Source organism: Cellulomonas terrae (assembly GCF_007990265.1).
GTDB lineage: Bacteria > Actinomycetota > Actinomycetes > Actinomycetales > Cellulomonadaceae > Cellulomonas > Cellulomonas terrae.
On sequence record NZ_BJWH01000005.1, the window covers coordinates 1 to 26,934 of the forward strand.

At 73.8% G+C, this 26,934-nt stretch carries 25 protein-coding genes; 12 read left to right on the forward strand and 13 right to left on the reverse strand.

What is annotated here, in order from left to right; translation table 11 throughout:
• The 8 genes from CTE05_RS06670 to dtd all read left to right on the forward strand — a co-directional run.
• The coding region (locus CTE05_RS06670; RefSeq protein ID WP_146845342.1) for a heme-binding beta-barrel domain-containing protein at positions 1-351 on the forward strand (351 nt) is incomplete at its 5' end.
• The gene (ygfZ, locus tag CTE05_RS06675) at positions 351-1,538 is read left to right on the forward strand and encodes a CAF17-like 4Fe-4S cluster assembly/insertion protein YgfZ (RefSeq protein WP_146845343.1); all 1,188 of its coding nucleotides are present in this window, start codon (positions 351-353) and stop codon (positions 1,536-1,538) included. The genes CTE05_RS06670 and ygfZ, both read left to right, overlap by 1 nt.
• The gene (locus tag CTE05_RS06680) at positions 1,535-2,635 is read left to right on the forward strand and encodes an FUSC family protein (protein ID WP_146845344.1); all 1,101 of its coding nucleotides are present in this window, start codon (positions 1,535-1,537) and stop codon (positions 2,633-2,635) included. Before ygfZ ends, CTE05_RS06680 begins: the two co-directional genes overlap by 4 nt.
• A gap of 88 nt (positions 2,636-2,723) precedes the next feature.
• Positions 2,724-2,993, forward strand: coding sequence for a type II toxin-antitoxin system Phd/YefM family antitoxin (locus tag CTE05_RS06685; RefSeq protein ID WP_056593520.1), 270 nt, complete (start codon positions 2,724-2,726; stop codon positions 2,991-2,993).
• Between the two features lies 1 nt (position 2,994).
• Complete coding sequence (locus tag CTE05_RS06690; protein WP_146845345.1) at positions 2,995-3,414, forward strand: type II toxin-antitoxin system VapC family toxin; 420 nt, start codon at positions 2,995-2,997, stop codon at positions 3,412-3,414.
• Positions 3,415-3,433: 19 nt separating this feature from the next.
• Positions 3,434-3,772, forward strand: a complete 339-nt coding sequence (locus CTE05_RS06695; RefSeq protein WP_146845346.1) for a DUF2516 family protein — start codon at positions 3,434-3,436, stop codon at positions 3,770-3,772.
• Positions 3,773-3,774: 2 nt separating this feature from the next.
• A complete protein-coding gene (locus CTE05_RS06700) occupies positions 3,775-4,731 on the forward strand; it encodes an asparaginase (RefSeq protein ID WP_146845347.1) in 957 nt (318 codons plus the stop codon).
• Positions 4,728-5,165 (forward strand): D-aminoacyl-tRNA deacylase, encoded by a 438-nt coding sequence (gene dtd, locus CTE05_RS06705; RefSeq protein ID WP_146845348.1) that lies wholly within the window; start codon positions 4,728-4,730, stop codon positions 5,163-5,165. The genes CTE05_RS06700 and dtd overlap by 4 nt, the downstream gene beginning before the upstream one ends.
• Here dtd and CTE05_RS06710 read toward each other — a convergent pair.
• On the reverse strand, positions 5,162-5,800 hold the full coding sequence (locus CTE05_RS06710; RefSeq protein ID WP_146845349.1) for a hypothetical protein: 639 nt from the start codon (positions 5,798-5,800) through the stop codon (positions 5,162-5,164). The two genes, dtd and CTE05_RS06710, sit on opposite strands and share 4 nt — an antisense overlap.
• 945 nt (positions 5,801-6,745) lie before the next feature.
• On the opposite strand from CTE05_RS06710, the gene CTE05_RS06715 reads away from it, so the two are divergent.
• A complete protein-coding gene (locus CTE05_RS06715) occupies positions 6,746-7,288 on the forward strand; it encodes an O-acetyl-ADP-ribose deacetylase (RefSeq protein ID WP_146845350.1) in 543 nt (180 codons plus the stop codon).
• Between the two features lie 10 nt (positions 7,289-7,298).
• Positions 7,299-8,045, forward strand: a complete 747-nt coding sequence (locus tag CTE05_RS06720) for a PIG-L deacetylase family protein (RefSeq protein WP_146845351.1) — start codon at positions 7,299-7,301, stop codon at positions 8,043-8,045.
• On the opposite strand, the gene CTE05_RS06725 is transcribed toward CTE05_RS06720, so the two are convergent.
• From CTE05_RS06725 to CTE05_RS06735, 3 genes are all read right to left on the reverse strand, one after another.
• On the reverse strand, positions 8,046-10,814 hold the full coding sequence (locus CTE05_RS06725; RefSeq protein ID WP_246123373.1) for a cation-translocating P-type ATPase: 2,769 nt from the start codon (positions 10,812-10,814) through the stop codon (positions 8,046-8,048). It lies immediately after the preceding gene.
• 100 nt (positions 10,815-10,914) lie between these two features.
• Positions 10,915-13,017, reverse strand: a complete 2,103-nt coding sequence (locus CTE05_RS06730; protein ID WP_146845353.1) for an MMPL family transporter — start codon at positions 13,015-13,017, stop codon at positions 10,915-10,917.
• A 169-nt stretch (positions 13,018-13,186) separates the two neighbouring features.
• Positions 13,187-14,239 (reverse strand): aminotransferase class V-fold PLP-dependent enzyme, encoded by a 1,053-nt coding sequence (locus tag CTE05_RS06735; protein ID WP_146845354.1) that lies wholly within the window; start codon positions 14,237-14,239, stop codon positions 13,187-13,189.
• 230 nt (positions 14,240-14,469) lie between these two features.
• On the opposite strand from CTE05_RS06735, the gene CTE05_RS06740 reads away from it, so the two are divergent.
• Positions 14,470-15,384: a LysR family transcriptional regulator gene (locus CTE05_RS06740; protein WP_307724282.1), complete on the forward strand. Its 915-nt coding sequence runs from the start codon at positions 14,470-14,472 to the stop codon at positions 15,382-15,384.
• A gap of 13 nt (positions 15,385-15,397) precedes the next feature.
• On the opposite strand, the gene CTE05_RS06745 is transcribed toward CTE05_RS06740, so the two are convergent.
• The 3 genes from CTE05_RS06745 to CTE05_RS06755 all read right to left on the reverse strand — a co-directional run bounded on the left by CTE05_RS06745 (position 15,398) and on the right by CTE05_RS06755 (position 20,177).
• Positions 15,398-16,048: a SanA/YdcF family protein gene (locus tag CTE05_RS06745; RefSeq protein WP_246123379.1), complete on the reverse strand. Its 651-nt coding sequence runs from the start codon at positions 16,046-16,048 to the stop codon at positions 15,398-15,400.
• A 132-nt stretch (positions 16,049-16,180) separates the two neighbouring features.
• Complete coding sequence (locus CTE05_RS06750) at positions 16,181-18,955, reverse strand: hypothetical protein (protein ID WP_146845356.1); 2,775 nt, start codon at positions 18,953-18,955, stop codon at positions 16,181-16,183.
• Positions 18,948-20,177, reverse strand: a complete 1,230-nt coding sequence (locus CTE05_RS06755) for an SWIM zinc finger family protein (RefSeq protein WP_146845357.1) — start codon at positions 20,175-20,177, stop codon at positions 18,948-18,950. Before CTE05_RS06755 ends, CTE05_RS06750 begins: the two co-directional genes overlap by 8 nt.
• 98 nt (positions 20,178-20,275) lie before the next feature.
• Between CTE05_RS06755 and CTE05_RS06760 the strand changes: the two genes are divergently transcribed.
• The gene (locus CTE05_RS06760) at positions 20,276-20,563 is read left to right on the forward strand and encodes a hypothetical protein (RefSeq protein ID WP_146845358.1); all 288 of its coding nucleotides are present in this window, start codon (positions 20,276-20,278) and stop codon (positions 20,561-20,563) included.
• Here the strand turns inward: CTE05_RS06760 and CTE05_RS06765 are convergent.
• Genes CTE05_RS06765 through CTE05_RS06790 form a run of 6 tightly spaced genes read right to left on the reverse strand, consistent with a single transcriptional unit; the run spans position 20,560 to position 26,913 of the window.
• Positions 20,560-21,087, reverse strand: a complete 528-nt coding sequence (locus CTE05_RS06765; RefSeq protein ID WP_146845359.1) for an alpha/beta hydrolase family protein — start codon at positions 21,085-21,087, stop codon at positions 20,560-20,562. The genes CTE05_RS06760 and CTE05_RS06765 overlap by 4 nt on opposite strands.
• Positions 21,087-21,893 (reverse strand): Cof-type HAD-IIB family hydrolase, encoded by an 807-nt coding sequence (locus CTE05_RS06770; protein ID WP_281286158.1) that lies wholly within the window; start codon positions 21,891-21,893, stop codon positions 21,087-21,089. The genes CTE05_RS06765 and CTE05_RS06770 overlap by 1 nt, the downstream gene beginning before the upstream one ends.
• Before the next feature lie 13 nt (positions 21,894-21,906).
• A complete protein-coding gene (locus tag CTE05_RS06775) occupies positions 21,907-23,151 on the reverse strand; it encodes an allantoate amidohydrolase (RefSeq protein ID WP_146845360.1) in 1,245 nt (414 codons plus the stop codon).
• Positions 23,151-24,359: a pyridoxal-phosphate-dependent aminotransferase family protein gene (locus CTE05_RS06780; RefSeq protein WP_146845361.1), complete on the reverse strand. Its 1,209-nt coding sequence runs from the start codon at positions 24,357-24,359 to the stop codon at positions 23,151-23,153. The genes CTE05_RS06775 and CTE05_RS06780 overlap by 1 nt, the downstream gene beginning before the upstream one ends.
• Positions 24,356-25,843, reverse strand: coding sequence for an AtzH-like domain-containing protein (locus CTE05_RS06785; RefSeq protein ID WP_146845362.1), 1,488 nt, complete (start codon positions 25,841-25,843; stop codon positions 24,356-24,358). Before CTE05_RS06785 ends, CTE05_RS06780 begins: the two co-directional genes overlap by 4 nt.
• Positions 25,840-26,913, reverse strand: coding sequence for an acetamidase/formamidase family protein (locus CTE05_RS06790; protein WP_146845363.1), 1,074 nt, complete (start codon positions 26,911-26,913; stop codon positions 25,840-25,842). The genes CTE05_RS06785 and CTE05_RS06790 overlap by 4 nt, the downstream gene beginning before the upstream one ends.
• Between the last annotated feature and the right edge of the window lie 21 nt (positions 26,914-26,934).

A 26,934-nucleotide genomic window follows, 5' to 3' on the forward strand; every position in this document is an offset into this window, starting at 1 on the left:
CCCGCCCCCGTCTGGCAGACCGAGTCGGGCTACTGGCGGGTCCCGCCGGAACGTCCCGCCGACTGGGGCCTCACCGAGGACCAGCACGCCGTCGAGCTCCTGGTCGCGGACCCGTCCGGACACGTCGCCGTGTACATCGGGGCCGTCGGCAAGGGTCGCATCGACCTGGTGAGCGACGCCATCGTGCGCACCGCCTCCGGGGCCGACGTGAGCGCCGGCAAGCGCCTCTACGGACTGGTCAACGGCGAGCTCATGTGGGCGCACGACATCGCCGCGTTCGGTCACCCCATGCAGTCCTACGCCTCCGGCCGCCTCGCGCGCGTCGGGGCCCTCACCGACGACGAGGCCTGATGACCACCGACGTTCCCGTCGAGACCCCGGCCACCCACGGGGAGCCCCCGCGGCACAGCAGCCCGCTGCTGGCACGCCGCGGTGCGGTCCGTGGCGCGGGTCCCGACGACGGTGTCGCCTGGCACTACGGCGACCCGACCGCCGAGCAGCGCGCCCTGTCCCGCGGCGGCGCGGTGGTCGACCAGTCGCACCTCGGCGTCGTCACCGTCACCGGCCCCGACCGGTTGACCTGGCTGAACTCGATCACCACGCAGGAGCTGACGGCGCTGGCGCCGCGGACCTCGACGGAGCTGCTGGTGCTCAGCCCGCAGGGGCACGTGGAGCACGCCGCGGGTGTCGTCGACGACGGCGAGACCACCTGGCTGATCACCGAGACGCCCATCGGGCTGGCCGCGTGGCTGAACCGCATGAAGTTCATGCTGCGCGTCGAGATCGTCGACGCGACCGACGACTGGGCCGCCATCGGCGAGCCCGTCGACGCGGAGGGCGCGCCCGACGAGCCGATCACCTGGCGCGACCCGTGGCCCACCACGGCGCCCGGCGGCACCCGGTACGGGCCGGCCGACGACGAGCACCCCGGCGCCGACCGCGACTGGCGGCTCGTGCTGGTCCCGCGGGACCGGCTGGTCGAGGAGGTGCGCGCACGGGAGGCCGCCGGCTGGCCGCTGGTCGGCACCTGGGCCAGCGAGGCCGCACGCGTCGAGGCGTGGCGTCCGCGCGCGTCCCACGAGGCCGACCACCGGACCATCCCGCACGAGCTCGACTGGCTGCGCACCGCGGTCCACCTGACCAAGGGCTGCTACCGCGGGCAGGAGTCCGTCGCCCGCGTGCACAACCTCGGCCGGCCGCCGCGCCGCCTGGTGATGCTGCACCTCGACGGCTCCGGGCACCTCCTGCCCGAGCCCGGTGCGGCGGTGCACGACGTCGTCAGGAGCGCCGACTCCCAGGAGCCCGGCCGGGTGGTCGGGCAGGTCACCACGGTCGCGCGCCACCACGAGCTCGGCCCGGTCGCGCTCGCCGTGGTCAAGCGGTCGGTGCCGGCGGACGGCGAGCTCGTCGTGGACTCCGAGGCGGGGTCCGTCGCGGCCGGCCAGGAGCAGATCGTGCCCGGCGACGGCGTGTCCGTGGACCGGCCCGCCGCGCGCGGGCCCCTGACCCGCGGCCTGGGGCAGCACCCGATGCTGTGACGGGTCCGGACTCGCGCGCGCGCGTCGTCGCCGAGGTCAGGCTCCGCCAGGGCTGGGCCCGGGTGCGCGCCGCGTGGTTCCCGATCCTGCAGGCGTCCGTCGCGGCGGGGATCGCGTTCGCCATCGCCAGGTACGCGGTCGGGCACCCGTACCCGTTCTTCGCCCCGGTCAGCGCGTGGATCGCGCTCGGGTTCACGACGGACCGGTCGGTCCGGCGGGTCGCCGAGCTGGCCGTGGGCGTGGCGATCGGGGTCGCGCTCGGGGACCTGCTGGTGCACCTCATCGGCAACGGCGCCTGGCAGGTGGCCGTGGTCCTGTTCCTGGCGGCGATCATCGCGCGGTTCATCGACCGCGGGCAGATGCTCACGACGCAGGCGGGTGTGCAGGCGCTGGTCATCGTGGGCCTGCCCGCGATCTCCGCGACCGGGGGGCCGGTCGGGCGGTGGGTCGACGCGGCGATCGGCGGTGCCGTGGCGCTCGCGGTCGCGCTGCTGACCCCGCGCGACCCGCGTCGGTACCCCCGGACGCTCGCGCGTGCCGCCGTGGAGGACCTGGCGGGGGTGCTGCGCATCCTCGCGCGCGGGCTGCGGGAGGGGTCGACGGCGGACGTCGAGGACGCGCTGGTGCGGGGGCGGGCGTCGCAGCCGGCCCTCGACGAGTGGTCCGAGACGGCGACGAACGCCGGCGAGCTGGCCCGGGTGTCCCCGACCATCCGCAAGTACCGCGAGGAGCTGGCCGGGCTCGCCGCCGACGCGGTCCTCATCGACCGTGCCATGCGCAACGCCCGCGTGCTCGCACGGCGCTGCCTCTCGGCAGTCGACGCGCACACCCACGACATGGCGACGGTCGCGGCGCAGGTCGAGGCCACCGCGAACGCGGCCGACGAGCTCGCAGCGGCGCTGGGTGCCGGCCGTGACCCCGAGCGTGCGCGGACCCTGCTGCTGGCCGTCGCCGGGGCGCTCGACCCGTTCCGGCTGGCCGCGAGCGACTGGCAGGTGCAGAGCCTGGTCCTGCTGCACCGGTCGCTCGTGGTGGACCTGCTGGAGGCGGCCGGCGTCGCCCCGCAGGCCGCGCGCGACTCTCTGCCCGAGATCTGACCCGCCGGGTCGAGCCGGGACGGTGACCGGACGGCCGACCGGCCCGCAACCTCCCCCGCCCGGGGGGCGGGTTCGGTACGGTCGCTGCGTGGACGTCTCGGTCAGCGCGTTGCGCGCAGAGCTCAGGCAGTGGATCGAGGCCGCACGCGCCGGGGAGGACGTGGTCATCACCGAGCGCGGGATCCCCGTGGCGCGGCTCAGCGGCATCGCGGCGGCGGACCTGCTGACGCGGCTCGAGCGGGACGGGCTCCTGACGCCCGCCCCGGCACCGCGCCCACCGGCGCGGTCGTCCACGGAGCGCGGCGCCCCGGCGGCCAAGGGCGGGGTCTCGGACCTGGTCCGTCGGCTGCGGCGCTGAGATGGCGGTCGTCTACCTCGACACCAGCGCGCTGGTGAAGCTGTGCGTCGCCGAGCCCGGTTCCGCGCTGGTCGCGGCGCTGTGGGACGGCGCCGACCTCGTGGTCACGTCCCGGCTGGCCGATGCCGAGGTGCGTGCGGTGCTCGCCGGGGGCCGGCGCGCGGGCCGGCTCGACGACGAGGCGGCGGCGCAGGCGCTCACGGCGTGGGAGCGGCTGTGGCCCGGGCTGCACGTGCTGGAGCTGCGGGACGTCGTGACGGCGTCGGCCGCCGCGCTCGTCGGCCGCCACCCGTTGCGCGCCGCGGACGCCCTGCACCTCGCCTCGGCCCTGGAGCTGCGGTCGCCCGACCTCGTCGTCGCCGCGTGGGACGAGCACCTCGCGGCTGCGGCGCGCGCCGAAGGCCTGCTCGTCGTCCCGTGATGTCTCGTAGGCTCGCCCCGTGATCGCGAGCCTGCAGGTCGTCATCTTCTTCGTCTTCTACATCGCCATCTTCGGGCTGAGCCTGTGGGCGCTCATCGACCTGCTCCGGCGGCCGTCGAGCGCGTTCCCGCAGGCCGGGAAGCGGACGAAGGGGTTCTGGGGAGCGATCGTCGGCGTCGCCACGGCGGTGTCCTTCAGCGTGATCCCGATCCCCGGGGTGCCGCACCTCCCGTCGTTCCTCGCGCTGCTCGCGGCGGTCGGCGCGATCGTGTACCTGGTCGACGTGAAGCCGGCCGTGACGCCGTACTCCGGCCGGCGCGGTCCGCGCGGTCCGTCCGGCCCCTCCGGCGGCTGGTGAGCGTGACCGACATCGGAGCCGCCGCGGTCCCGCTCGCGCGGGTGCTGCGCGGGGGACTGGTGGAGTCTGTGCACACCGGCCACGTCGTGGTGCTGGCACCCGACGGGTCGCAGCGGTTCGCCCTGGGTGACCCCGACGCGACGATGTGGGCGCGGTCGTCCCTCAAACCGTTGCAGGCGGTCGCGATGCTGCGCGCGGGGCTCGACGTCGACGGTGCCGAGCTCGCCCTGGTGTGCGCCAGCCACAACGCGGAGCCGGCGCACCTCGACGTCGTCCGCGGCATCCTCGCGTCCGCGGGACTGGGTGCCGACGACCTGCGGAACACCCCCGACTGGCCCCTGGACCCCGACTCCGCGTGGCGGTGGCGTGCCGACGGGCACGGCACCGAGCCGCTCACCCAGAACTGCTCCGGGAAGCACGCGGGGATGCTCGCGACGTGCGTGGCCGCAGGCTGGCCCACACAGGACTACCTCGAGCCGGAGCACCCGCTGCAGGTCGCGACGCGGGCGGTGGTCGGTGAGCTCACCGGCGTACCCGTCGAGCTGGTGACGGTCGACGGCTGCGGCGCACCGCTGTTCTCCACGACGCTGCGGGGGCTCGCCCGCTCGTTCGCGGGGCTCGCGTGCGGCGACGGGCTCCCGCGGCGCACAGGTCGAGCGATGTCCGCGCACCCGTGGCACGTCGCCGGCACCGGTCGGGACGCCACGCGGTTCATGGAGGCGGTCCCCGGCCTCGTCGCCAAGGACGGGGCCGACGGCGTCTACGCGGCCGGGCTGCCCGACGGCGGTGCGGTCGCGCTGAAGATCGTCGACGGGTCGTCCCGTCCCCGGCCCGCCGTGCTCGCGGCCGCGCTCACCGTGGCGGGCGTCGACCGCGCGCTCGTCGAGGCCGTCGCCCTGACGCCCGTGCTGGGCCACGGGAGGGCCGTCGGCGAGGTCGTCGCGACGTTCGGCGCATGAGGGCCGTCGTCCAGCGCGTCACGCGCGCGTCCGTGACGGTCGACGGCGTCGTGGTCGGCGCGATCGACCGGCCCGGGCTGGTGGCGCTCGTCGGCGTCACGCCGGGCGACGGTCCCGTCCAGGTCGAGCTGGTCGCCCGCAAGATCGCCGAGCTGCGCATCCTGCGCGACGAGCAGTGCGCGGTGGACGTCGGAGCCCCCGTGCTCGTCGTCAGCCAGTTCACGCTCTACGCGGACACGCGCAAGGGCCGCCGGCCCACCTGGAACGCGGCGGCACCCGGGCCGGTCGCGCAGCCGCTCGTCGAGGCTGTCGTCGACGCCCTGCGTGCTCGCGGGCTCGAGGTGGCCACGGGGGTGTTCGGGGCGGACATGGCGGTCGAGCTGGTCAACGACGGACCGGTGACGATCCTGCTGGAGTCGGTACCGGACGCCTAGCCACGCTCGCAGCGGCTCGTCGCGACGCTCAGCACCTCCATGCCGGGCGGCGGCGCCGGCGGGTCGACGATCGTGGGGTCCGCGGCGTCGGTCAGGCGGACGCCGAACTGGTCCCGGCAGTACGCACCGTCGCCGAGCGCCTCCCAGCCGCGGGCCACGAGCTCGGTCCCGACGTCGGCCCGCGCGGTGCCGGAGTCGACGACCGCGTACAGGTACGACACCTGGGAGCACTCCTGGAGGCAGAGCGTGTTCTCGACGCTGGACACGGTCAGCAGCTGGGCGCCGGTGGCCACGGGCAGCGACGCGCCGACGCTGGTCATGCGCGCGAGGCTGGGACCTCCCAGCCCGCCCAGGGTGAAGCCGACCGCGAACAGGACCGTGGTCGCGAGGGCCATGAGCCACCAGCGGGAGGGCGCTGCGCGCAGCAGGAACCAGGTCGGGACGAGCGCCACCAGCATGAGCGCGATCGCGACCGCCGTGCTCGCGGTGGTCCCCCCGTTCCCGGTCAGGAGGAGCGTGGCGCCCACCAGGAACGTCCACGCCGTCCAGACGGCCAGGACGCCGACTCCGCGGAGCACCCACCTGCCGGCCGTCGCCCGACGCTCCTCCTCGGCGGGCTCCGTCACCATCGCCACCACGGCACTCCCTCCCCGGCCGCGACCGCGCGGCAGCACAGATGCACGCCCGCGCGATCGGTGCTCCGCGGGCCCGACGGAACATACCGAACCAGGAGGAGCCCTGAGCCACGAGAAGGTCGGGGGCAAACCACCCGAAAGGATTCAGCACCGACCACCGTGAACCGGGAGGGTCCGGACAGACGGAGAGGGCCCCTCGGAGTAAGCGTCCGAGGGGCCCTTCCGTGCTCGCAGGTCTTCCGTGACCGGCGGACCGGTCACCGACGCCGCGCTGACGGTGCGGCTACGTCCCGGCACCCGGTTCGTCGCCGACGCGGTTCACCCCGAGGGGCTCCGGCACCGACGACCCGCCACGGGCGGGACGACTGCGAACGACCTTCCGGTCCTTGACGGCCCCCGCGTCGTCATCCGCGGGTCGTCGTGTTGCCACGGCGATGTGGTCGTCCGTTCTCCGGTCGGTCCGACATCCACAGCCTGTCCCCACCGGCGCCACCTCCCCGAAGGGCGTTCTGCGCCGCCGGCTCGAGTCCCCGAAGGGTCCCGTGCGTCGAGGTCCCGGCCCTGTCCGAGTGGTCCTCGACCCGGTCCACGTGATCTCCGAAGAGGCCACCTGACCTGCGGTTTCAGTCTCCCCGGGAGGGATCCTTCGCCTGCGGTTCTCGATCTGTCGATCTCGATGTGAGATTTCTAACCCTCTTCGGCAGGGGGCCGCAAGGGCTTCTCGGAGCTTTCTTTGTCCACCGCTCTACCCACACCCTTGTCCACAGGTTCGCCCGCGTGAACGGCCGGTAGACACAGGGGTGTGGACGAAAGATGTGGACGACGGGCGCGTCGTTCACCCGTCCGGCGGGGGGCCTCTTGTACCCTGAGAACCGGTGAAGGCCCCTCGGAGTAAGCGTCCGAGGGGCCTTACCCATGTCGTCGGGCGACGGGGATGATGGCGGGATGCTGATCGAGGCGGTGCTCGGCGACATCACGACGCAGGGCGTCGACGTCGTCGTCAACGCCGCGAACTCGTCCCTGCTCGGCGGCGGGGGAGTCGACGGCGCGATCCACGCCGCCGCCGGTCCCGAGCTGCTCGCCGCGTGCCGGGAGCTGCGCCGGACCACGCTGCCGGACGGGCTGTCCGTGGGCGACGCCGTCGCGACCCCCGGCTTCCGCCTGCCCGCCCGGTGGGTGGTCCACACCGTCGGCCCGAACCGGCACCGGGGGCAGACCGACCCCGTGCTGCTGGCGTCGTGCTTCGCGCGGCCGCTCGAGCTCGCCGTGGGGCTGAGCGCGTCGAGCGTCGCGTTCCCCGCCGTCAGCGCCGGCGTGTACGGCTGGGCCGTCGACGACGTCGCCCGCGTCGCCGTCGGGACCGTCCGGGCGTGGCAGGAGGGGACGACGGCCCCGGGCTCGGGACCGGAGGGCGTCGCGCTGGTGCGGTTCGTGCTCTTCTCGTCGGCCGCGCTCGACGCCTTCCGTGCGGAGCTGGACCGCGCGTAGCGTCACCGGCATGCCCGAGCTGCTGCCGGCCCTGCCGGACTCCGAGTTCCGTCGCGTGCTGTGCGTCGTCGCGCACCCCGACGACGTCGAGTACGGCACCTCGTCGGCGGTCGCGATGTGGACCGCGCGCGGGGTCGAGGTCTCCTACCTGGTGCTCACCCGGGGAGAGGCCGGCATGGACGCGACCCCGCCGGACCGCACCCGGGAGGTCCGCACCCGCGAGCAGGTCACGGGATCGGCGGCGGTCGGGGTCAGCGACGTGACGTTCCTGGAGCATCCCGACGGCGTGCTCGAGTACGGGCTGCCGCTGCGGCGGGACATCGCGCGGCGCATCCGGGAGCTCCGGCCCGACGTGGTGCTCACCGGGTCGTGGGAGATCGAATTCGTCGCCGGGCTGAACATGGCCGACCACCGCGTCGCCGGGCTGGCCACGCTCGACGCGGTGCGCGACGCCGGGAACCGATGGGTGTTCACCGAGCTCCTCGACGACGGCCTGGAGCCCTGGCAGGTCCGCTGGCTCCTGGTCAGCGGGGACCCGCGGGCGACGCACGGCGTGGCGGTCGACCGCGACGCCCTGCAGGCCGGGATCGCGTCCCTCGACGCGCACGCCGAGTACCTCGCCGGGCTGCCGGGACACCCGGCGCCGAAGGACATGCTCCCGATGATCGCCGGCATGCAGGGGCGTGCGATGGGGGTCGAGCACGCGGTCCTGTTCCGCGCGTACGACCTCCAGGCACCCCCGCCGCTGCTCGACTGACTAGCGGCGGGCGCGCGCCGGGCTCACCGCCTCCTGCGGGTGCAGCACGAGCGCCGTGGCCGCCCGGCGCCGCTGGAGCACCTTGTCGACCTCCGCGACGATCGGCAGCAGCAGCGCGAGGCCCAGGCAGGCCAGCCACTGCGGACCGGACAGCGGCTGCGTGGTGAGCCACCTCTGCAGGAAGCCCAGCTCGGTGGCCAGCACGACGAGGATGACGGGGACCGAGAGCACCTTGACGGCGGTCAGCACCGGGGCGGCGAGGCCCGACTCCGGCTCGCGCCGCAGGACCAGCCCGGACAGGACCGAGCCGAGCCCCATGACGACGAACGCCATGGTCATCGACGCGGTGGCGCGGTCGGCGGCCGGGGTGTCCGGACCGGCGACCAGCGGGACGGCTGAGGCGATGCACAGGACGGCGCCGTAGAGGATCCAGCGGCGCACCGCGGCGCCGTTGCTGATGCCGAGCCTCGGGTCCCGGGGCGCTCGGTCCATGATCCCGGGGCCGACCGGGTCGAGCATGATCGCGATCACCGGGAACACGCAGACGAAGAAGTTGAGGAAGAGCACCATCATCGGGGTCATCGCGACCCCGTCGGCGATGTCGAAGACGCTGGCCGCCAGGAACAGCACGACGAGGCCGATGAGCTGGCTCATCTGGAACCGGATGTACGCCGTGATCTTCTGGTAGATGCTGCGGCCCAGCTCGACGGCGTGCACCAGGGTGCTGAAGTTGTCGTCGGTCAGGACCAGCCGCGCGGCCTGCTTGGTGACCTCGCTGCCGGAGCCCATCGCGACGCCGATGTCGGCCTGCTTGATCGCGGCGGCGTCGTTGACGGCGTCACCGGTCATGGCGACCACGAGGCCCTGCTTCTGCATGAGCTGGACGAGCCGGAGCTTGTCCTCGGGGGTGACGCGGCCGAACACGTGCAGGTTCGGCAGCCGCTCCAGCAGCTCCTCGTCGGTGAGGGCCGCGAGCTCGGGTCCGCTGATCGCGCCCGGGCCGAGGCCCAGCTGCCGGCCGATCGCGCTGGCGGTCACCGCGTGGTCGCCCGTGATCATGCGGACCTCGATGCCGGCCTTCAGGGCGATCTCGACGGCGACCTTCGCCGTGGGCCGCAGCGGGTCGACGATGCCGACCAGGCCCACGAACACGAGCTGCTCGACGTAGGACATCGGGTCGGCGACCAGGGCCGTCTCGTCGGCGGGCGTGAGGAACCGCGTCGCGAAGGCGAGCGTGCGCAGGCCCTGCTCGGCGAGGCGGTCCATCTCCGCCTCGATGTCCGGGCGCATGGTCTCCAGCGGGACCACCTCGCCTGGACCGGCCAGGGCGTGCGTACAGCGCTGCAGGACCACGTCCGGCCCGCCCTTGACCACCTCGACCAGCGACCGGTCGCCACGCCAGGGGAGCCAGTGGGCGGTCGCCATGAACTTGTACGCCGAGTCGAACGGGACCTCTGCGACGCGGGGGTACGTCCGGCGGCTCTCCTCGGCGTCGATGCCGAGCTTGGCGGCGAGCACCACGAGCGCGGCCTCGGTCGGGTCGCCGATGACGGCGCCGTCGTCGGAGACCGTCGCGTCGCTCGCCAGGCAGAGCCCGTACGCGAGCGGCGTCAGGTCGGGCACCTCCGCGCCGGCCGTCTGCAGGATCTTGCCGGTCTTGGCGTACCCGTTGCCCTCGACCGTGAAGTGCTGCCCCACCGTGTAGAGGGCGACGACCGTCATCTCGTTGAGGGTCAGCGTGCCGGTCTTGTCGGAGTTGATCGAGCTGGTCGCCCCGAGCGTCTCGACGTCGTTGAGGTTGGCGACGACCGCCTTCGCGTCGGCGAGCTGCCGGGCCCCGTACGCGAGCATGGCCTGCACGAACGTCGGCAGGCCGGTCGGGATGGCGGAGATGGCCACCGCCGTCGCGAGGAACAGCAGGTCGCTCGGGGACTGGCCGCGCACGATGCCGATCACCACGATGACCGCGACCGCGCTCCACGCGATGACGCCGAGGACCTTGGTGAGCTTGTCGAGCTCGCGCTGCAGCGGCGACTTCGTCTTCTCCACCGACGACAGGAGCGTGGCGATGGTGCCGATCTGCGTGGTCATGCCCGTCGCGGTGACGAGCATCGTCCCCGTGCCGCGGGTGACGGACGTGTTCTGGAACGCCATGTTGGCGCGGTCGCCGAGCGGGACGTCCTCGTCGGCGAGCGTGAGCACGTCCTTGCCGATCGGGGTGCTCTCCCCGGTCAGCGCCGCTTCCTGGGTCTCCATCGTGGCGGTCCGCAGCAGCCGGCCGTCGGCGGGCACGATGTCACCGGCCTCGAGCTCGACGATGTCGCCGGGCACCAGGTCGTGGGCGGGGATCTGCACCAGCGCGCCGTCCCGCCGCACGCGGGACTGCGGCTCCTGCATCGTGGCCAGGGCGTCGACGCTCTTGCGCGCGAGCATCTCCTGGCGGGCCCCGATGACGACGTTGATCACCACCAGGAACCCGACGATGAGGGCCGTCGACCCCTGCCCGATGGCCGCGCTGACCGCCGCGACGGCGATCAGCATGATGTTCATCGGGTCGCGCAGCTGCTGGAAGACGACCGACCACACGGACGGTGGCGCCTGCGCGGTCAGGGTGTTGGAGCCGTACCGCTCCCGCCGGGAGGCGACCTCGGCGGCGGACAGGCCCGCCGTCGGATCGGTGGAGAGCTCCGCTGTCGCGGCCTCCGGGTCGAGGGCCCACCAGCGGGTGGGCGCCGTCTCGGTGGACTGGGGGGCAGCGGTCTCCGTCACGTCAGCTCCTGGCCTCGGCGCTCGCCCCCGTGGGGGCCCTGAGCCGACGCTAGCGCGAGATGCCCGGATCGGGGACGATCCGGGCATCTCGCGTGCGTGATCAGGCGACGGGCAGCGCGACCTTCTCGTGCGCGGGCTCCGGGTCGGCCTGCCGGCTCAGCGCGCTGGGCCACCACATCGCCTTGCCGATGTCGAGGTTCAGCGCCGTGACCAGCACGGACCGGACCACCAGCGTGTCCAGCAGCACGCCGAACGCCACCGCGAACCCGATCTCCGCGAACGCCACCAGGGGCAGCGTGCCGAGCACCGCGAACGTGCCCGCGAGCACCAGCCCGGCCGACGTGATCACCCCGCCCGTCGCCGCGAGCCCGACCAGTGAGCCGCGGCGGTGACCGAGCCGGATCGCCTCCTCCCGGACCCGCGTCATGAGGAAGATGTTGTAGTCGATCCCCAGCGCGACCAGGAACACGAAGACGAACAGCGGGAACGACGTGTCCGCCCCGGCGTAGCCGAAGACGTACCGGAACACGAGCGCGCTGACGCCGATCGCGGCCCCGAACGAGAGCACGACCGTCCCCATGAGGACCAGCGGGGCCAGGATCGACCGGAGCAGGACCACGAGGATGAGGAACACCACGAGCAGGATGATCGGGATGATCAGCCAGTTGTCCGCCGCGGAGGCCCGTTGCACGTCGAGGTTGACCGCCGTCGCGCCGCCCACCAGGGCGTCCGCGTCGGGCACGGCGTGCACCGCGTCCCGCACCCGGTCGACCGTGTCGTAGGCGTCGTCGCTGTCAGGAGCCGACGTGAGCGTGCCCTCGAGGTACGCGAGGTCGTCGTGCACGACCGGCTCCGAGATGCTCGCCGGGTCGATGCCCTCGACCTGCGCGAAGACCGCGGCCACGTCCGTGGCCTGGTCGGCGTTCGCGATGACGACGACCGGTGAGCCCGCCCCGCCGGGGAAGTGCGCGGCGAGCACCTTCTCGCCGACGATGGACGGCTGCTCGCCGCGGAACGACTCCTCCGTGGTCAGGCCGGTCGGGTTGAGGACGACGACGCCCAGGCACGCCACCGCGAGGATCGCGGACGTCGCGATCCAGGTCGTGCGCGGGCGGCGCTCGATGCGGCCACCGACACGGGCCCAGAAGCCGTGCTCGGACGGCTCGTCGTCGCCGAGCTTCGGGGTGCGCGGCCAGAAGATCCACCGGCCGCACGTCACCAGCAGGGCCGGCAGCAGGGTCAGCATGACGAGCACCGCGACGCCGACGCCGACCGCCGCGACCGGGCCGAGGCCCGCTGTGGAGTTCATGGTCGCGAACAGCAGGCACAGCATGCCGATGGCCACGGTGGCGCCCGAGGCGATGATCGCCGGGCTGGCGCGGTGCAGGGCGAGGGCCATCGCCTCGTGCCGGTCGCCGTGCTTGCGCAGCTCCTCGCGGTAGCGCGCCACGAGCAGGAGGGCGTAGTCCGTGCCCGCGCCGAACACGAGGACCGTGAGGATGCCGGCGCTCTGCGCGTTGACAGTCAGGTCGTAGTTGTCGGCGAGCAGGTAGATGAGGGCCTGCGAGACCGTGAGCGCGACACCCGCCGACAGGACCGGCAGGATCCACAGCACGGGGCTGCGGTACGTGATGAGCAGGATGACGATGACGACCGCGACGGCCGCGTAGAGCAGGGTGCCGTCGATGCCCTCGAACGCGGCCGACGAGTCCGCGGCGCTCCCGGCCGGACCGGTCACGTAGACGTCGAGGTCCCCGGCGCCGTCCTCGGCGGTGGCGCGCAGGTCGTCGACCGCGTCGGCCGCGAGGTTCCAGCCCTCCGCCCCGAGGTTGAGCGGGACGATGATCTGGGCGGCCTGCCCGTCCTCCGACGGGATCGGACCGATCACCTCACCGTCGAGGGTGTCGAGCGTGCCGAACTCCTGGGCGTCCGCCGCGACGGCCTCCAGGTCGTCGGCGGTGAGGCCCGAGGTGCGCTCGTACACGATGACCGCAGGGATCGTGTCGGCGGAGACGAAGCCGGTGGCGACGTCGAGCACCTCCGTCGACTCGGCGTCGGCGGGGAGCCAGGACTTCGCCTCGTTGTCCTGCGCACCGGTGAGCTTGCCCGCGAGCGGTCCGAGGAGCGCGACCACGACGAGCCAGAAGACGATCACGGCGAACTTGAGGTAGCGGTGGGTGATCCACCCGGCGACCTGAGACATGGGTGTGTTCCTCATGTAGGGGTGTCGACGACGACAGGAAGGTGCGGCCTGTGCGACGGGAGATACATCGTCGAGGGGCCGGTGTCGGTGCTGCGAACGAGCCTAGGATTCCGCCGTCGCCAGGCACAGGGATATCAGGGAGACCCCCGAACGACCCCTCAGGTTCCCCTCAGGAAAGGGTCAGGGTGGCCACCGCGCGCTCGACGTCGGCGATGTCGTTCCAGACGTGGAACGCGAGGCGGACGCCGCCGCCACGGCCCGCAGCGCGGGTGCCCTGTGTCGCGAGCAGGGCCCGCCGCGAGCCGGCCGCGTCGTCGGGCAGCCGGACGATCGCGCTGCCGCCCGGCGGCAGTCCGACGCCCGCACGGAACGCGTCGGCCAGGCCGACGGTGTACCGGTGGACGGCCTCGCGCTCGGCGTCCGCGAAGAGCTCCAGCGCCGGGACGGCCCCCACCCAGCACAGCCAGGCGGGGGACACGTCGAAGCGCCGCGCGTCCCGGGCCAGCGCCATCTCCGGCCCGTACACGGACGACCAGATCTCCTCGCCCGCGTACCAGCCGGCGCTCGTCGGGCGCAGCCGGTCGAGCAGCTCGGGCCGGACGGTGAGGAACGCGGTCCCGCGCGGGGCGGACAGCCACTTGTAGGACGCGCAGACGGTCACGTCGACCAGGGTCGCGTCCACCGGGAGCCAGCCCGCGGCCTGCGTGACGTCGCAGACGGTGAGGGCGCCCGCGGCGGCGGCAGCGGTCCGGACGGCGTCGAGATCGGCCACGCGCCCGTCGACCGACTGCACCAGCGAGAACGCGACGACGTCCGTGGACGGGCGGATCTCCTCGGCCAGCGACTCCAGCGACACGGTCCGGACGGTCACGCCCCGGTCAGCGTGCGCCAGGAACGGGAACACGACCGACGCGAAGTCGCCGTCGATCGTCACGACCTCGGCGCCGTCCGGCACGCTCGCCGCGACCAGGCCGACCAGCGCGGACGCCTGCGAGCCGACGGCGACCCACGACGCGTCGACGCCGACGAGCTGGGCGTACGCCGCCCGGGAGGCCGCGACGGCCTCGTCGTAGATGCCCAGGTCGGCCTTGCCGGCCTGCCAGGTGTCGAGCGCGTCGCGCATCGCGTCCACCGTCGCGCGCGCCGGGAGGCCACACGTCGCTGCGTCCAGGTAGCCGGGGACGTGTCGGAACGCGGCGCGCAAGGTGTCGACGGAGGTCATGCGTTCGATGGTCGCCCGGCGGACGCCCATCACACAACGACGGGAATCCATATCAAGCCATCACGGCGAGTGATACTGGTGCGGTGACGCACCGGTCGAGCCACCCCCCGACGTCCGAGCATGTGGCCGCCACGGCAGCCATGTCCTCGGGCGGTCCGGCTGACGCTGTCGCTGCGTCCGAGCACGTGGTCGCCCCGGCAGCAGCCACATCCTCGGACGTCGGGGGTGTCGTGGGGCTCGAGGTCGCGTCGTTGCGGATGCTGCGGGCCATCGCCGACGCCGGGACGATCACCGGTGCCGCCGCGCTGCTCGGGTACAGCCAGCCCGCGGTCAGCCAGCACGTCCGCCGCCTGGAGCGCCGGCTGGGCACCGCGCTGCTCGACCGGTCCGGCCGCTCGATCCGCCTGACCGAGGCGGGGGAGGTGCTCGCCCGGCACGGCTCCACGGTCGGCGCCGCGCTGCGGGCGGCCGACGCGGAGGTCTCTGCGCTCGCGGGCCTGCGGGCCGGTCGCGTGCGGGTCGTCGCGTTCCCCTCGGCGAGCGCCACGATCCTGCCCGGGGCGCTCGCGGACCTGCGGCGTCGGCACCCTGGGCTGACCGTCACGCTCGACGAGGCCGAGCCGCCCGAGTCGCTGCACGCGCTGCGGGCGGGTACCGCCGACGTCGCCCTGGCGTTCGCCTACCCGGGCGTCGACCTGGGGCGCGGCGAGGACGACCTGGCCGGACTGGTCACCCGGCATCTTCTCGACGACCCGACGATGGTCGCCCTTGCCGCGGACCACCCCGCCGCCGACCGGGACGAGCTCGACCTCGCCGACCTGGCGGACGAGCCGTGGATCGCCGGCTGCCCGCGCTGCCGCGGCCACCTGCTCACCGCGGGCGCCGCGTGCGGGTTCGCGCCGTCGATCGCGTACGCGACCGACGACTACGTCGCCGTCCTCGGGCTGGTCGCGGCCGGTCTCGGCGTCGCGCTGCTGCCCGAACTGGTCCGGCCGACCGCGCAGCGGCAGCCCGGCGTCGTCCTGCGTCGCGCGTCAGGCACGTCGGCGCGCGCCGTGCATGCCGTGACCACCCCGGACCTCCTGCGGGTGCCCGGCGTCGTGGCGACGATCCAGGCGATCGCGGCGGCGGCCGAGGATCGCTGACAGCTCCCCGCGCTCAGCCGGCGAGCGCCTCCTGGAGCGTCGTCTCAGGCGGGCCTGCGTAGACCGGGGAGCGGCCCGTGAGCGCGTCCCACGCCGCACGCCAGGACGCCGGCAGCTCGCGAGCGCGCCAGACGAACGCCTGGATGGGCCGGACCGACTCCGACGACACCCCGACACCGGTCACGGAGATCCCCGCCGCGGTGCATGAGAACAGCGCGCGGCGCACGTGGTAGTCCTGCGTCACGACCACCGCGTCGCGGACCCCGAATACGTCGTGCGCCCGGACGCAGGAGTCGTGGGTGTCGAAGCCGGCGTGGTCGCGGACGACCTTGTCGGCGGGGACGCCGTGGTCGACGAGCCAGTCGAGCATCGCGGTCGGCTCGTCGTGCTGGGCCGTGCCGTTGTCGCCGCTGACCAGCAGGACGTCGACGACGCCCCGCGCGTACAGGTCGCGTGCGGCCTCGAGCCGGCGGGTCAGGTAGACCGACGGGGCGCCGTCCGGCTTCAGCCCGGCCCCGAGGACGAGGGCGACCGGCGTGGTCGGGACGTCGGCGGCGCCACGGACCTCGCTCTGACCCACACCCTGCACCCAAAGGACGGGGGCGGCGACCAGGGCTAGCAGGACGCAGCCCACGATCCACGCGACGCGGCGCCGGTTGCTCACGCCCGGAGCGTAGGGCGCGCGAGCGGGCTTGCGTGTGGACTTCGTTCCGCCCAGGGGAACGAAGTCGTCACGCGGGGCCCGGCGTCGTGGCGACGATCCAGGCCATCGCTGCGGCGGTTCGCCGCGGACACCTCACCTGACGGTCGCCGCGAGGCGGCGGGCGGCGACGGCGAGGTGACTCGACGAGCGACTGGCAGCAACGGCCGCCAACCCTTCCGGCAGCTCCACGCCGATCCCACGGCGCTCGGCCAGCTGCGCTGTCAGCTCGACCGCGTCGGCAGAGCCGCGCAGCCGGTGAGCACCCGTCATGAGGACACGGAGTGCACCGAGGACCGCGGCTTCCGCGTGGTCGTCGATGCGCGCGGCGTCGGTCAGGGTCTCGACGAGGCGGTTGAGCTTGGGCGGCAGGTCGTCGGCGACGCCGTCGGCGTCCGGGACCAGCAGCGCGAGCAACTCCTCCCCGAGGACGTCGGCATCCAGGCGGCCCGATCGTGCGGCACCGGCTAACGCTTCTGCGGCCCCGGTCCGCACGGTGACGTCCCGGAACGCGGCCAGGCGGACCAGGGCCGCCGATGCCGGGCCGTGGAGCGGGGCGCGGGACGACCCGAGCGCACGAAGGACGGGCAGCAGGTCGGCCCGCGGCCTGTCCGCGTACATCGAGAGCAGCGGAAGCAGGTGAGCTCCGAGCAGGTCCGGGTCGTGCACGAGGACGGTGGCCCAGTGCCGCGGACCGGCCCCCCAGCGCGCGTCGTGCCAGTCGACGACACTGAAGTGGTCGTGCCAGCCGGTCCGTACGGTCGACGTGTCCAGCCAGCCGAGCACGGGGTCGTCCGGTGCCCCCCGTGCCGACCCGGGGACGAACCAGCCCGTCACTCGTCCGGCCGGGGCGTAGTGCGTGAACGGGCGGTCCATCGTCTCGCGGACCCAGCGATCCTCGACGCCGAGCGTCCGGAGCGCGTCAGCTGTAGAGGCGCTGACGAGCTCGTGCAGACTGAGCGCACCGACGGCCTCGAGCTCCGCACGGGTCGAAGGCTCCAGCCGAAGCAGGGCGGTGCCGACGTCGTGTGGCGCCCACCTCGCACCTGATTCGGGCGCCTGAGCCAGCCGCCGGACCAGGGCCTCGCCGTCGATGCTCCCATCGCTGGACGTCGGGGTACTGAGCAACAGGGCACCGCTGCCGACGACCGCCCGCAGCTCCACCATGCGTCGGTAGGTAAGCATGGGCGGAACCCACGACGGTTCGCGCCACGTCAGTGTGCCCGAGGCCCAGGGCTCAGGGGCGACGGCCGCCCCCGGAGGTGCATCCTCGGGTCGATCGATGGATCCTCCCCTGCGCCGGACGCCGTCGACGGCGGCGCCGACCGGTACGCCGAGCCAGGCCCGCACCAGGTCGACGAAGGACGCCGCCATCGTCCAGTCGGGCGCGGTCAGCGTGGGCTGGTCGGGATGGAACGTGTGCGTGAGCGCGGTGAGCGTCCGCGCGTCCTCTGGCCGAAACCTGACGAGACCGTCGAGGGCACGTTCGAGGTCCTCCGGGGCCGAGTCCCCGACCGGGATCCGCGCGAGCAGGTCGACCAGCTCATCGACGTCGCGGACGGACTCGACGGCACCCGCGCGCGGCAGGTCGACCGGAGTGGGTGGTGCGATCGGCTCGGCGACGGCAGCACTGGCTCCCGCCGGAAGGCCGAGCTCGGTACGCAGTGCGTCTCCGGTGCCGCTGAAGCGCGCATCGATCACCGCCACGACGTCGCGTCGTGCCTCCGGCCCAGCTGCGGGCAACGCTTCCCTCAGGACCGCCGCAGTCGCGCGCGCCAGGTCGGGACGGTCCGGGTCAAGACCCTGCGCGAGGACGCGGACGAGGGAGTCGGCAGCGAGGTCGCCTTCTGCGTATCGGCGTTGGAGCAGGCGGAGCTGCGCGCGGACCAGACCCTTGTCCGGACGAGCCAGGACCGCGTCGCTCACGTCGACGAGCGATTCGGCGTCGCAGCGCACTCCGTCCCGTGCGAGGGCGGCCTGTGCCCAGCCGACGCTGACTCGTGACGGAGCGGCGAGGAGGGCGACCACGGAAGCCGCGTGCCCGGCCAGCTCGTCGTCCGTGGGCGCGAGCCAGCCGGCGAACTCCTTCCACCCACGTAGGTCGTTCTCCGTGAACGGGTTGCCGAGTGTGCCGATCAGCGCGTCCAGCACGTCCGCGCGACCCTCGTCTGTGCCGCCCGTGAGCGCCTCGACCAACGATTCGGGGCGTTGCGTCGACGCGCACACGCTGAGCACGAGCCCGGCACCGGGGACATCGAAGGCGTGCCGCAGCGACCTGGCCAGCTGCGGGTCCGACCGCACGCGGCCGGGCAGGTCCTCCCACGGGTACGCGTGCAGCGACCACGTGGCCCAGGCCGGGCTGTCCGGCTCGTCTGCGAGGTCGGCCTGCACCAGAGCGGCGACCGCCCGCCAGACCTCGCCGCGGTACCAGTCGGGCCGGAACAGCCCCCGAACGACGCTGTCCGTCCACCGGCGTCCGCGGGCGCGGAACAGGTCGAGGACGGCGGGGGGCGCCTCGGTCGCCGGCACGGCGAGAAGACTGGCGAGCGAGGACGCCATGTCCCACGCCTCCGTCGCCGTCCCGAGTCGGGCTATGGCGAACGCGGCGGTCTGCTCGCTGTCGAGCCCGGTGCTGGGGACCACCGTGTAAAGGGCGCTCCCGACGTCGCTGCGGCGGCCCGCGGGGAGTGGTGCCACGGCCTCGACGACGGCGGCTTGGTCCGCGGCGATGATCGCTCTCGAGATCGTCTCGGCGTCGGCACGCGCCATTGCCTGCAGACGCTCCATCCTGCGAACCAACGATCGCTGCTTCTCCGTGAGGGCCGCGAGGAGCTGGTCGTCGTCGCCCAGACGGCTCTCGGTGTCAGCCATCGGTGCGACGGTCCGCGAGGCGGACTGCGAGCACGTGGGCGCACGGTCCGCGCCCCGAGCCGTGCTTCGCGTACCAGGTGCACGTGCATCGCTCGGCGCCGTCGGCGCCGCGCCGTACCAGGTGCCGCCCACCCGAGGTGCGTACTGAGTGGTCGGCTCCGTCCGCGACCACCGCGCCGTCGAGCACCAGGCGCTGGGCGCGGGCCAAGCGAGGGTGCTCGCTGAGCACGTCTCGTCCGAAGGGCAGGACGCGGTCGAAGTAGCGTTGCTCGGCCACGTCGAAGCCGCGGCGGCCGTGTGCGGCCTCGAGCGCGTCCGGGTTGGCGTCGACGAGATCCTCGAGCAAGGCTCCCTCGCCGGAGAAGCCGCGCGTGGTCTGCGGGCTGAGCGACACAGACAGGCGGGAATGGGGAAGGTCGACAACCCAGCAGCTCGTCGCCGCCGCGTCGCCGACCTGGCCGTACACCCGCAGACCGGTGGCGTGCCGCAGAACGCTCTCGAGCACGCGGATCCGCTCCGGTCCTCCGACCGCGACCGAGCCCGGCGCCGGACTGGACCCGAGACGGAGGCCGCTCCTGAGCGGCTGCACCCAGAACACCGCCTGCGCCGGGGTGCTCCGGGGGAGCGAGCGGACGAAGGCACGCAGACCCATCGTGTCCACCTCTGCGACGAGGCTGAGTTGTGCGAGCAGGACCTGGAGCTCGGCGAGCGAGCGGACCCAGCGTTGGGGCAGGCTCACCTTGCGCTCGTGCGCATGCCCGTCGAGCGTGCGGACGTCGAGGCCCTCGTCCGCGACCGACAGCCGCATCGGGTCCCCCTTCCGGACCTGCGCCAGCAGGCGGCGGAGCGCCGGGTTGATGTCGACGTTGGTCGTGCCGTGTCGTGCACGGCTGATGTCCAACCCGCTCGGCAGCACGTCGAGCCGAGCGGTGACGCCGCAGCACGCCGAGAGACTCTCGAACCGTAGGGCGTCCGGATCGGCGGTCACGATCGGGTCCGATGCCTGCAGTCTCTGGAAGGATCCGGGCGGGACGTAGAACCGGGTACCCGGAAGGTGGCCGACGGCGAGCAGGCCGGCGGCGACGACGTCGGATCGTTCAGCGTGGGCGTCGAGAAACACCGTCGTGTCGGTGGTTGTCAGCTCGACAGACGTCGCTCCGTCGGAGATGCGGCCCTGCGACGGACGCGCGTACCGGTAGAGCACGTCGACGGAGTTCGCCATGCCGCTCCATCGGCCCGGTCCGCGTTCGAGTTGAGGTCGTGCCCTCATCTCATCGTTACTGTGTCGCCAGCATCGTCGCTGTCGAAGGGGCCTGAGACGTGCCACCGCTCTGGACCGCCCGCCGCCTCTTCTGGACCGGCGTCGCCGTCGCGCTCGGTGCTCGGCTCGTCGCCGGCTTCGTGCTCGGGCCGCTGGTCACGGTGGTCGCTGCCGGGTACACCGTCCTCGCCTTGGTCGAGCAGCTGGCGGCGCTCGCGGTGTACGCGGGGGCTGCGATGGTCGGTGCGTCCTTCGTCGTCCGCGTCCTCGGGCAGCGCGGCGTCGTGCCCGCGTCGGCGCGCAACGCGAACAGCGCACGACCCCACGCCCGGTCGAACAAGCTCTAGCCCAGCGTCGCGAGCCAGGTGCGGACGGCGTCGGCCACGGCGGTCGCGCTGGTCGGGAGGTGCGGGCCGGGCAGGAAGACGGTGGTCACCGGGCCGGGGACCGCGGACAGGTGGTGGGTCAGCTCGTCCGGGGAGCCGAACGGGTCGGTGGAGCCCGAGACGGCGAGGACCGGGACGCGGATCTCCGGCAGGTGCGCGATGCGGAGCGTGTCGAGGCGGCCCGGCGGGTGCAGCGGGTAGGAGAGCAGGACGAGCCCGGCCGCGGGCAGACCCTGCGCGACGGCCATCGAGCACATGCGACCGCCGAACGAGCGGCCGCCGAGGACCAGGGACCCGGTGCCGACGCCCAGTGACGACGCGAACGCCTCGGCCTGCGCGCGGACCTCCGCGATCGCCGGTCCGGCAGTCTTCGGCAGGTCGACGCGCAGCACGGGCAGCGGTGCGACGGCCTTCTCGACGGCGACGAGCGGCGCCGCGTCGCGACTCCCGCCGAACCCGGGGGTGAGCAGCAGGCCGGCGACCATCACACGAGCCCGAGGACCGAGCGGATCGTGCGGACCACGCCGTTCGCGTTGTTCGAGGGGGCGACGAAGCGCGCGTGCGCCCGGACGTCGGGGTGCGCGTTGTCCATCGCGAACGAGTAGTACGCCGCGTCGAGCATGCCCACGTCGTTGAAGTAGTCGCCGAACGCCATCGTCTGCTCCGGGGTGATGCCGAGGCGCTCCTGGACCGCGCGCAGGGCATGACCCTTGTCGGCGGTCGGGCTCATCACGTCGACCCAGTGCTTGCCCGACACCAGGGGGTCGAGCTGCTGCAGCAGGGGGCCGGCGCCCGCGGCCGCCGAGCCGAAGTCGTAGACCGCGACCTTGAGCACGTCGTCGTCGACCGCGAGCAGGTCGTCGACCACCTCGAGCCTGGCGTAGTACGGCGTGGCCTGGTCGAGGAAGGCGTCGTCGGACCGTTCGACGTAGGCCGAGCGCTTGCCGCACACGACCGTGCCGAGGTCCAGGTGGGTCGCCGAGCGCACCACCTCGACGGCGGCCCGGGCCGTCGTCGGGGACAGGCCGTCCGCGCTGATCTCCTCGTCGTGCTGGACGACGTAAGACCCGTTCTCCGCGATGTAGACCAGCTCGTCGCGGGCGAACTGGCGGCGCAGCGTGGCGTACTGCCGGCCGCTCGCCGGGCACAGCAGGATCCCGCGGGCGGACAGCTCGTCCAGCAGCGGCCAGAAGTCGTCGTGGATCCGCTTCTCGTCGTCCAGCAGGGACCCGTCCATGTCCACGGCGATCAGCCGGATGTCGGGGACGGTGTCGAAGTCGGGAGGTTCCACGGGGACGATCTTCTCAGCCGGCCTCGCGGGCCAGGTGCTCGACGGTCGCGACCAGCGCGGTCAGGCCCGTCTCGACGTCGGCCAGGCTGACGGCCTCGTCGGGGTGGTGGCTGATCCCGTCGGGGTTGCGCAGGAACAGCATGCCGACGCCCGTCACCGCCCCCATCGCCATGGCGTCGTGCCCCGCGCGGCTGAACAGGGCGGGGACGTGCCGACGGCCGGTGTGCTCGATCCCGGCGCGCACGACGTCCTGCAGGAGGGTGTCGCACCGGACGGCAGGGGCCTCGTGCAGCTCCCGGGCGGACCACGTGAGCCCGCGCCGGCCGGCGATCTCGTCGAGCTCGCGCGTGATGGCTCCCCAGACGCGGTCGCGGTCGTCGTCGTGCTCGCCGCGCAGGTCCACCGTCAGCCGCGCCTCGCCGGGCACGACGTTGACCGCGCCGGGGAACGTCTCCAGCCGCCCGACGGTGCCGACGATGTGGTGCTCGGCGCGGCACAGCCGCTCGACGGCGAGCGCGACCTCGCTGGCGCCGAGCAGGGCGTCGTGCCGCTTCTCGTAGCGGGCGCCGCCGGCGTGCCGGGCCTCCCCGTCGATCTGCACCGCGAACCGGCGTGCGCTCGCGATCGAGGTCACGACGCCCAGCGGGGCGCCGCCGTCGTCGAGCTCCGGGCCCTGCTCGATGTGCGCCTCCAGGTAGCCCGCCAGCGACTCCCGCGACCGCGCGGCCGTCTGGACCCGGCCCGGGTCCAGGCCGAACTCCGTGAACGCGGTGCGCAGGGTGGTGCCGTGCTCGTCGGTCAGGTCCCACCACGCCTCGTCCCAGCGGCCGGCCATCGCGGACGACCCGAGCAGCGCCGTGCCGAACCGGGCGCCCTCCTCGTCCCAGAAGGCGACGACGTCGAGCCCGAACCGCAGGGTGCCGGACACGGGCCGCAGCGCACGGACCACCTCGATCGCCATGAGGACGCCGAGGATCCCGTCGTACCTCCCCGCGTCGCGCACGGTGTCCAGGTGCGACCCGAGCAGCAGCGACGGGGCGTCCGGGTCCCGCCCGGCCAGGTGCCCGCACTGGTTGCCGGCCGCGTCCTGCCACGTGTCCAGCCCGACCTCCCGCATCCACCGGGCCGCCACCCGGTTCACGCGCGCGTGCTCGGGGGACAAATAGACGCGCTCGATGCCGCCGGACATCGAGGTGTACGCCGCGAGCTCGTCGCAGCGCGCCATGATGCGCCGGGCGGCGGTGCGGGCGTCGAGCATCAGGCCTCCGCGTAGGCGGCGTCGACGCCTCCACCGTGGGGCACCCGCGCACCGGCCCGCCGCAGCACCTGCTCGAGGGCGGCGAGGGTGGTCAGCACGGTGTCGAGCCGTGCGTTGGCGCCCATCGTGCCGATCCGCCACACGCGGCCGTGCAACGGTCCGAACGACGTGCCGATCTCGATGCCGAAGTCCTGCAGCAGCGCCCCGCGCACCGCGTCGCCGTCCACGCCGTCGGGGATCTCGACCGCGACCACGTTGTTCATCTTGTGCGCCACGTCCCCGAACACCCCCAGCCCCAGACCACGGACCCCGGCGAGCATCGCGCGACCGGCCCGCTCGTGCCGGTCGATGACGGCCTGCCGGCCCTCGTCGACGATGATCCGCGCACACTCCCGCGCCGCGTACAGCATGCTCGTCGCCTCGGTGTGGTGGTTGAGCCGCCGCGGTCCCCAGTAGTCGAGGATCATGCCGAGGTCGAAGTAGTTGGAGTGCACGGGCTCGCCGACGTCCTCGTCGGACTCCTCGCGGATCCCGGCCTCGATGCGGCGACGCCCGCGGATCACCTCGACCGCCTTGTCGGACAGGCTGATCGGCGCGCTCCCCGACGGGCCCGACAGGCACTTCTGCAGCCCGGCCGTGGCGGCGTCCAGACCCCACGCGTCCATCTCGAACGGGTTGCCGCCCAGCGACGCGGTCGCGTCGGTGTAGAACAGCACGCCGTGCTTCTCGCAGAGCGCACCGAGCTCCTCGAGAGGCTGGAGCATGGTCGTCGACGTGTCGCCCTGCACCGTCGCGAGCACGTGCGGGCGGACGCGCACGATCGCCTCCTCGACGACGGACGCCGGGAAGACCTGCCCCCACGGCACCTCGATGGTGTGCACCTCGGCCTGCGCGCGCAGCGCGATCTCCGCCAGCAGGTGCCCGAACCGCCCGAACACCGGGACCAGGACGCGCTCGCCGGGACGGACGAGGGACACCAGGGCCGCCTCGATCCCGGCGCGCGACGTGCCGTCGACCAGCAGCGTCGCCTCGTTGGTCGTGGCGAAGACCTCGCGGTACAGGGCCATGGTCTCGTTCATGTAGCCGGTCATCACCGGGTCGTACTGGCCGACGAGCGGCGTCGACAGCGCCCGGAGGACCCGGGGGTCCGCGTTGACCGGGCCCGGGCCCATGAGCAGGCGGGGCGGCGGGTTCACCGGGTGGGTCATCTGAGGCCTCCGAGGGCGTGCCGGACCAGGGACAGATCGGTGCCGCGCGCCCCGACGAGGCAGACCCCGACGGGAGCGGGTCCCACGCGCAGCGCGGGGACGGACAGGGCGGGCAGCCCGCCGATGCCGGCGAGCGCCGTCGTGCGCAGCGTGGCAGCACGGACCTGGTCGAGCTCGGCGGCGCTCGCGGTCCGCACCGGAGCGGGGCCGGGTGTCGTGGGCAGGACGAGGACGGCGTCGTCGACGAGCGCGCGGATCACGTCCGCGAGCCGCTCGACGGTCGACCGGGCGGATGCCTCGTCCGCCGGGGTCACCCCGCTCGCCAGCGCGAACCGCTCGCGCACGCCGGGTCCGACCGCGTCGGGGTGCGCGGTGACCCAGGCGCCGTGCGCCCGCCACGCCTCCGCGGCCTGCACGACGTGGAAGGCCTCGAACCACTCGTCGAGCGGCCCGACCTCGACCTCCTCGAGCGTCCCACCCGCCCAGGCCTGGAAGGCCTCGCGCGTCGCGGGCTCGACCAGCTGGAGCACCTCGACGGGGACCACCCGGCGCGCGGGCAGCGGCGGGGCGTCGTCCTCGAGGCACCACGTGACCACCGCGTCCATCGTCGTGCCGTCGCGGGTCAGCCAGCCGACCGTGTCGAACGACGGCGCCAGCGGCACCATGCCCTGCCGCGGCACCAGCCCGTGCGTCGTCCGCAGCCCCCACAGACCCTGGTAGCTCGCGGGGACGCGGATCGAGCCCGCCGTGTCGCTGGCCAGCCCCACGTCCGCCTGACCGGTCGCGACCGCGGTCGCCGGACCGCTGGACGAGCCGCCCGGCAGCGCCCCCGGGACGGCGCCGTTGGCGGGCGTGCCGTAGTGCGGGTTCGCGCCCGCGATCGAGTACGCGAGCTCGTCGGTGCGGGCCAGGCCGCGCACCGACGCACCCGCCTTGAGCAGGTCGAGCACCGCCGGGGCGTGCTCGCGCTCACGGGCGGCACCCCGCAGCCACGTCGGGTTGCCGGCGCCGATCCGGTAGCCGCGGACGGCGAACAGGTCCTTGACCGCGACCCGCAGCCCGGCGAGCGGTCCCTCGAACGCCCCCTGGTACAGCGGGTCCCCGACCGTCCGCCAGACGGACCGGTCGAAGCTCGGCGTGCGGCCGGTGACGTGCGCGGCCGTGATGCGCCACCGCCCGTCGGCCAGCTGCCACACCTGCGTCTGCAGCCCGGTGCCGCCGCCCTCGTAGCGGGACGTCGCGACGATCAGCCAGCAGTCGTCGGCCAGGCGGCGGGACTCGACCCGGTCCAGCACCCGTGGCGCGATGCCGCCACGCGTGCTGCGGAAGGCGCTGATCGCGTCGTGCCCGACGAGGAGGCCGTCGCTGTCGCCGCGCAGCGTGCCCTCGCCGGGAGCGAACGCGTCGTCGAGGGCCGCGACGTCGTCGGTCGCCAGCGCGCGCTCGTAGGCGTCGAACGCGTCCTGGAGGTCGCTCGGGATCATCGCTCGATCGCCGCCAGGTCGGCCTTGCGGATGCGCGCGTGCGCCCCGCAGACCCGGTCGACCACCTGTGAGATGTCGATGTCGGTCGCGGCGGACAGGTACGCGTACGCCAGATGCTCGTCGAGACCCCACCGTGCCTGCAGCAGGGCCAGCGCGGCGCGGACGCACCTGCGGACGGCTTCGTCCAGGTCGGGATCCATGCCTGTCGGCACCAGGTACTCGGGCGTCTCGACGAGCGGCCCCTCGAACGGCCCGAACCGGGCGAGCGCCTCGACCGCGGGGATCACGTCGAACCGGAGCGTGACCCGCAGGGACGCCTCCAGCGCGGTCAGCGCGACCTCGCCGTCGCCCTGCGCGTAGTGCGGGTCGCCCACGTACGCCAGCGCACCCGGGACCTGCACCGGCAGGTACAGCGTGCTGCCCACCTGGAGCAGGTTGATGTCGATGTTCCCGCCGTGCGTGCCGGGTGGCACCGAGTGCGGGCGATCGTGCCCGGCGACCGCGACGCCCATGATCCCGAGGAAGGGCGCCAGCGGGAACTCGATGACCCGCTCCCCACCCTCGACCGCGGGAAGGCAGCCGACGCGGCCGTCCCTGACCGTCGTGAACACGCTCACGTTCTCCGGCCCCCGCGGCAGCTCACCCGGCAGCGCGCCGCGCCCGTGCCGGTTCGAGATCACGCCGTAGGGGACGCGCGGGGTCGTCTCCAGGACGGTGATCGCCAGCAGGTCGCCCGGCAGCGCGCCCGCGACGTGGATCGGCCCGGTCACCACGTGCGGCCCGTCGTGCCCGGACCGCGTCAGGGCGGCGACGATCTCGACCGCGTCGGTGAGCACGTCGTCGGGTGCGACGCCGTGGCGCCCGAAGAACGCCAGCGGGTCGCTGCCCTGGTCGTCGAGCAGGCCCTCGTGGCTGACCGTGTCGATGGTGACCTCGGTGCCTGCCTCGACGCGGAGCACCGGGGTGTCCGCCTCGCACGGGAGGCGGCCCCACAGGACCGTGTCCGGGGTCGACCGCAGGTAGGCGGCGGCCCGGATCTCACCCGTGCCGGGCTGCAGCGTTGCACTCATCGGTCCCGCACCCCCACGATG

Excerpts from the sequence above, each read along its gene's own strand:
- ygfZ (WP_146845343.1), top strand. The coding sequence starts at position 351 with ATGACCACCGACGTTCCCGTCGAGACCCCGGCCACCCACGGGGAGCCC.
- CTE05_RS06690 (WP_146845345.1), top strand. The coding sequence starts at position 2,995 with ATGGCGGTCGTCTACCTCGACACCAGCGCGCTGGTGAAGCTGTGCGTC.
- dtd (WP_146845348.1), top strand. The coding sequence starts at position 4,728 with ATGAGGGCCGTCGTCCAGCGCGTCACGCGCGCGTCCGTGACGGTCGAC.
- CTE05_RS06715 (WP_146845350.1), top strand. The coding sequence starts at position 6,746 with ATGCTGATCGAGGCGGTGCTCGGCGACATCACGACGCAGGGCGTCGAC.
- CTE05_RS06720 (WP_146845351.1), top strand. The coding sequence starts at position 7,299 with ATGCCCGAGCTGCTGCCGGCCCTGCCGGACTCCGAGTTCCGTCGCGTG.
- CTE05_RS06730 (WP_146845353.1), bottom strand. The coding sequence starts at position 13,017 with ATGTCTCAGGTCGCCGGGTGGATCACCCACCGCTACCTCAAGTTCGCC.
- CTE05_RS06735 (WP_146845354.1), bottom strand. The coding sequence starts at position 14,239 with ATGACCTCCGTCGACACCTTGCGCGCCGCGTTCCGACACGTCCCCGGC.
- CTE05_RS06750 (WP_146845356.1), bottom strand. The coding sequence starts at position 18,955 with ATGGCTGACACCGAGAGCCGTCTGGGCGACGACGACCAGCTCCTCGCG.
- CTE05_RS06755 (WP_146845357.1), bottom strand. The coding sequence starts at position 20,177 with ATGGCGAACTCCGTCGACGTGCTCTACCGGTACGCGCGTCCGTCGCAG.
- CTE05_RS06765 (WP_146845359.1), bottom strand. The coding sequence starts at position 21,087 with ATGGTCGCCGGCCTGCTGCTCACCCCCGGGTTCGGCGGGAGTCGCGAC.
- CTE05_RS06775 (WP_146845360.1), bottom strand. The coding sequence starts at position 23,151 with ATGCTCGACGCCCGCACCGCCGCCCGGCGCATCATGGCGCGCTGCGAC.
- CTE05_RS06780 (WP_146845361.1), bottom strand. The coding sequence starts at position 24,359 with ATGACCCACCCGGTGAACCCGCCGCCCCGCCTGCTCATGGGCCCGGGC.
- CTE05_RS06785 (WP_146845362.1), bottom strand. The coding sequence starts at position 25,843 with ATGATCCCGAGCGACCTCCAGGACGCGTTCGACGCCTACGAGCGCGCG.
- CTE05_RS06790 (WP_146845363.1), bottom strand. The coding sequence starts at position 26,913 with ATGAGTGCAACGCTGCAGCCCGGCACGGGTGAGATCCGGGCCGCCGCC.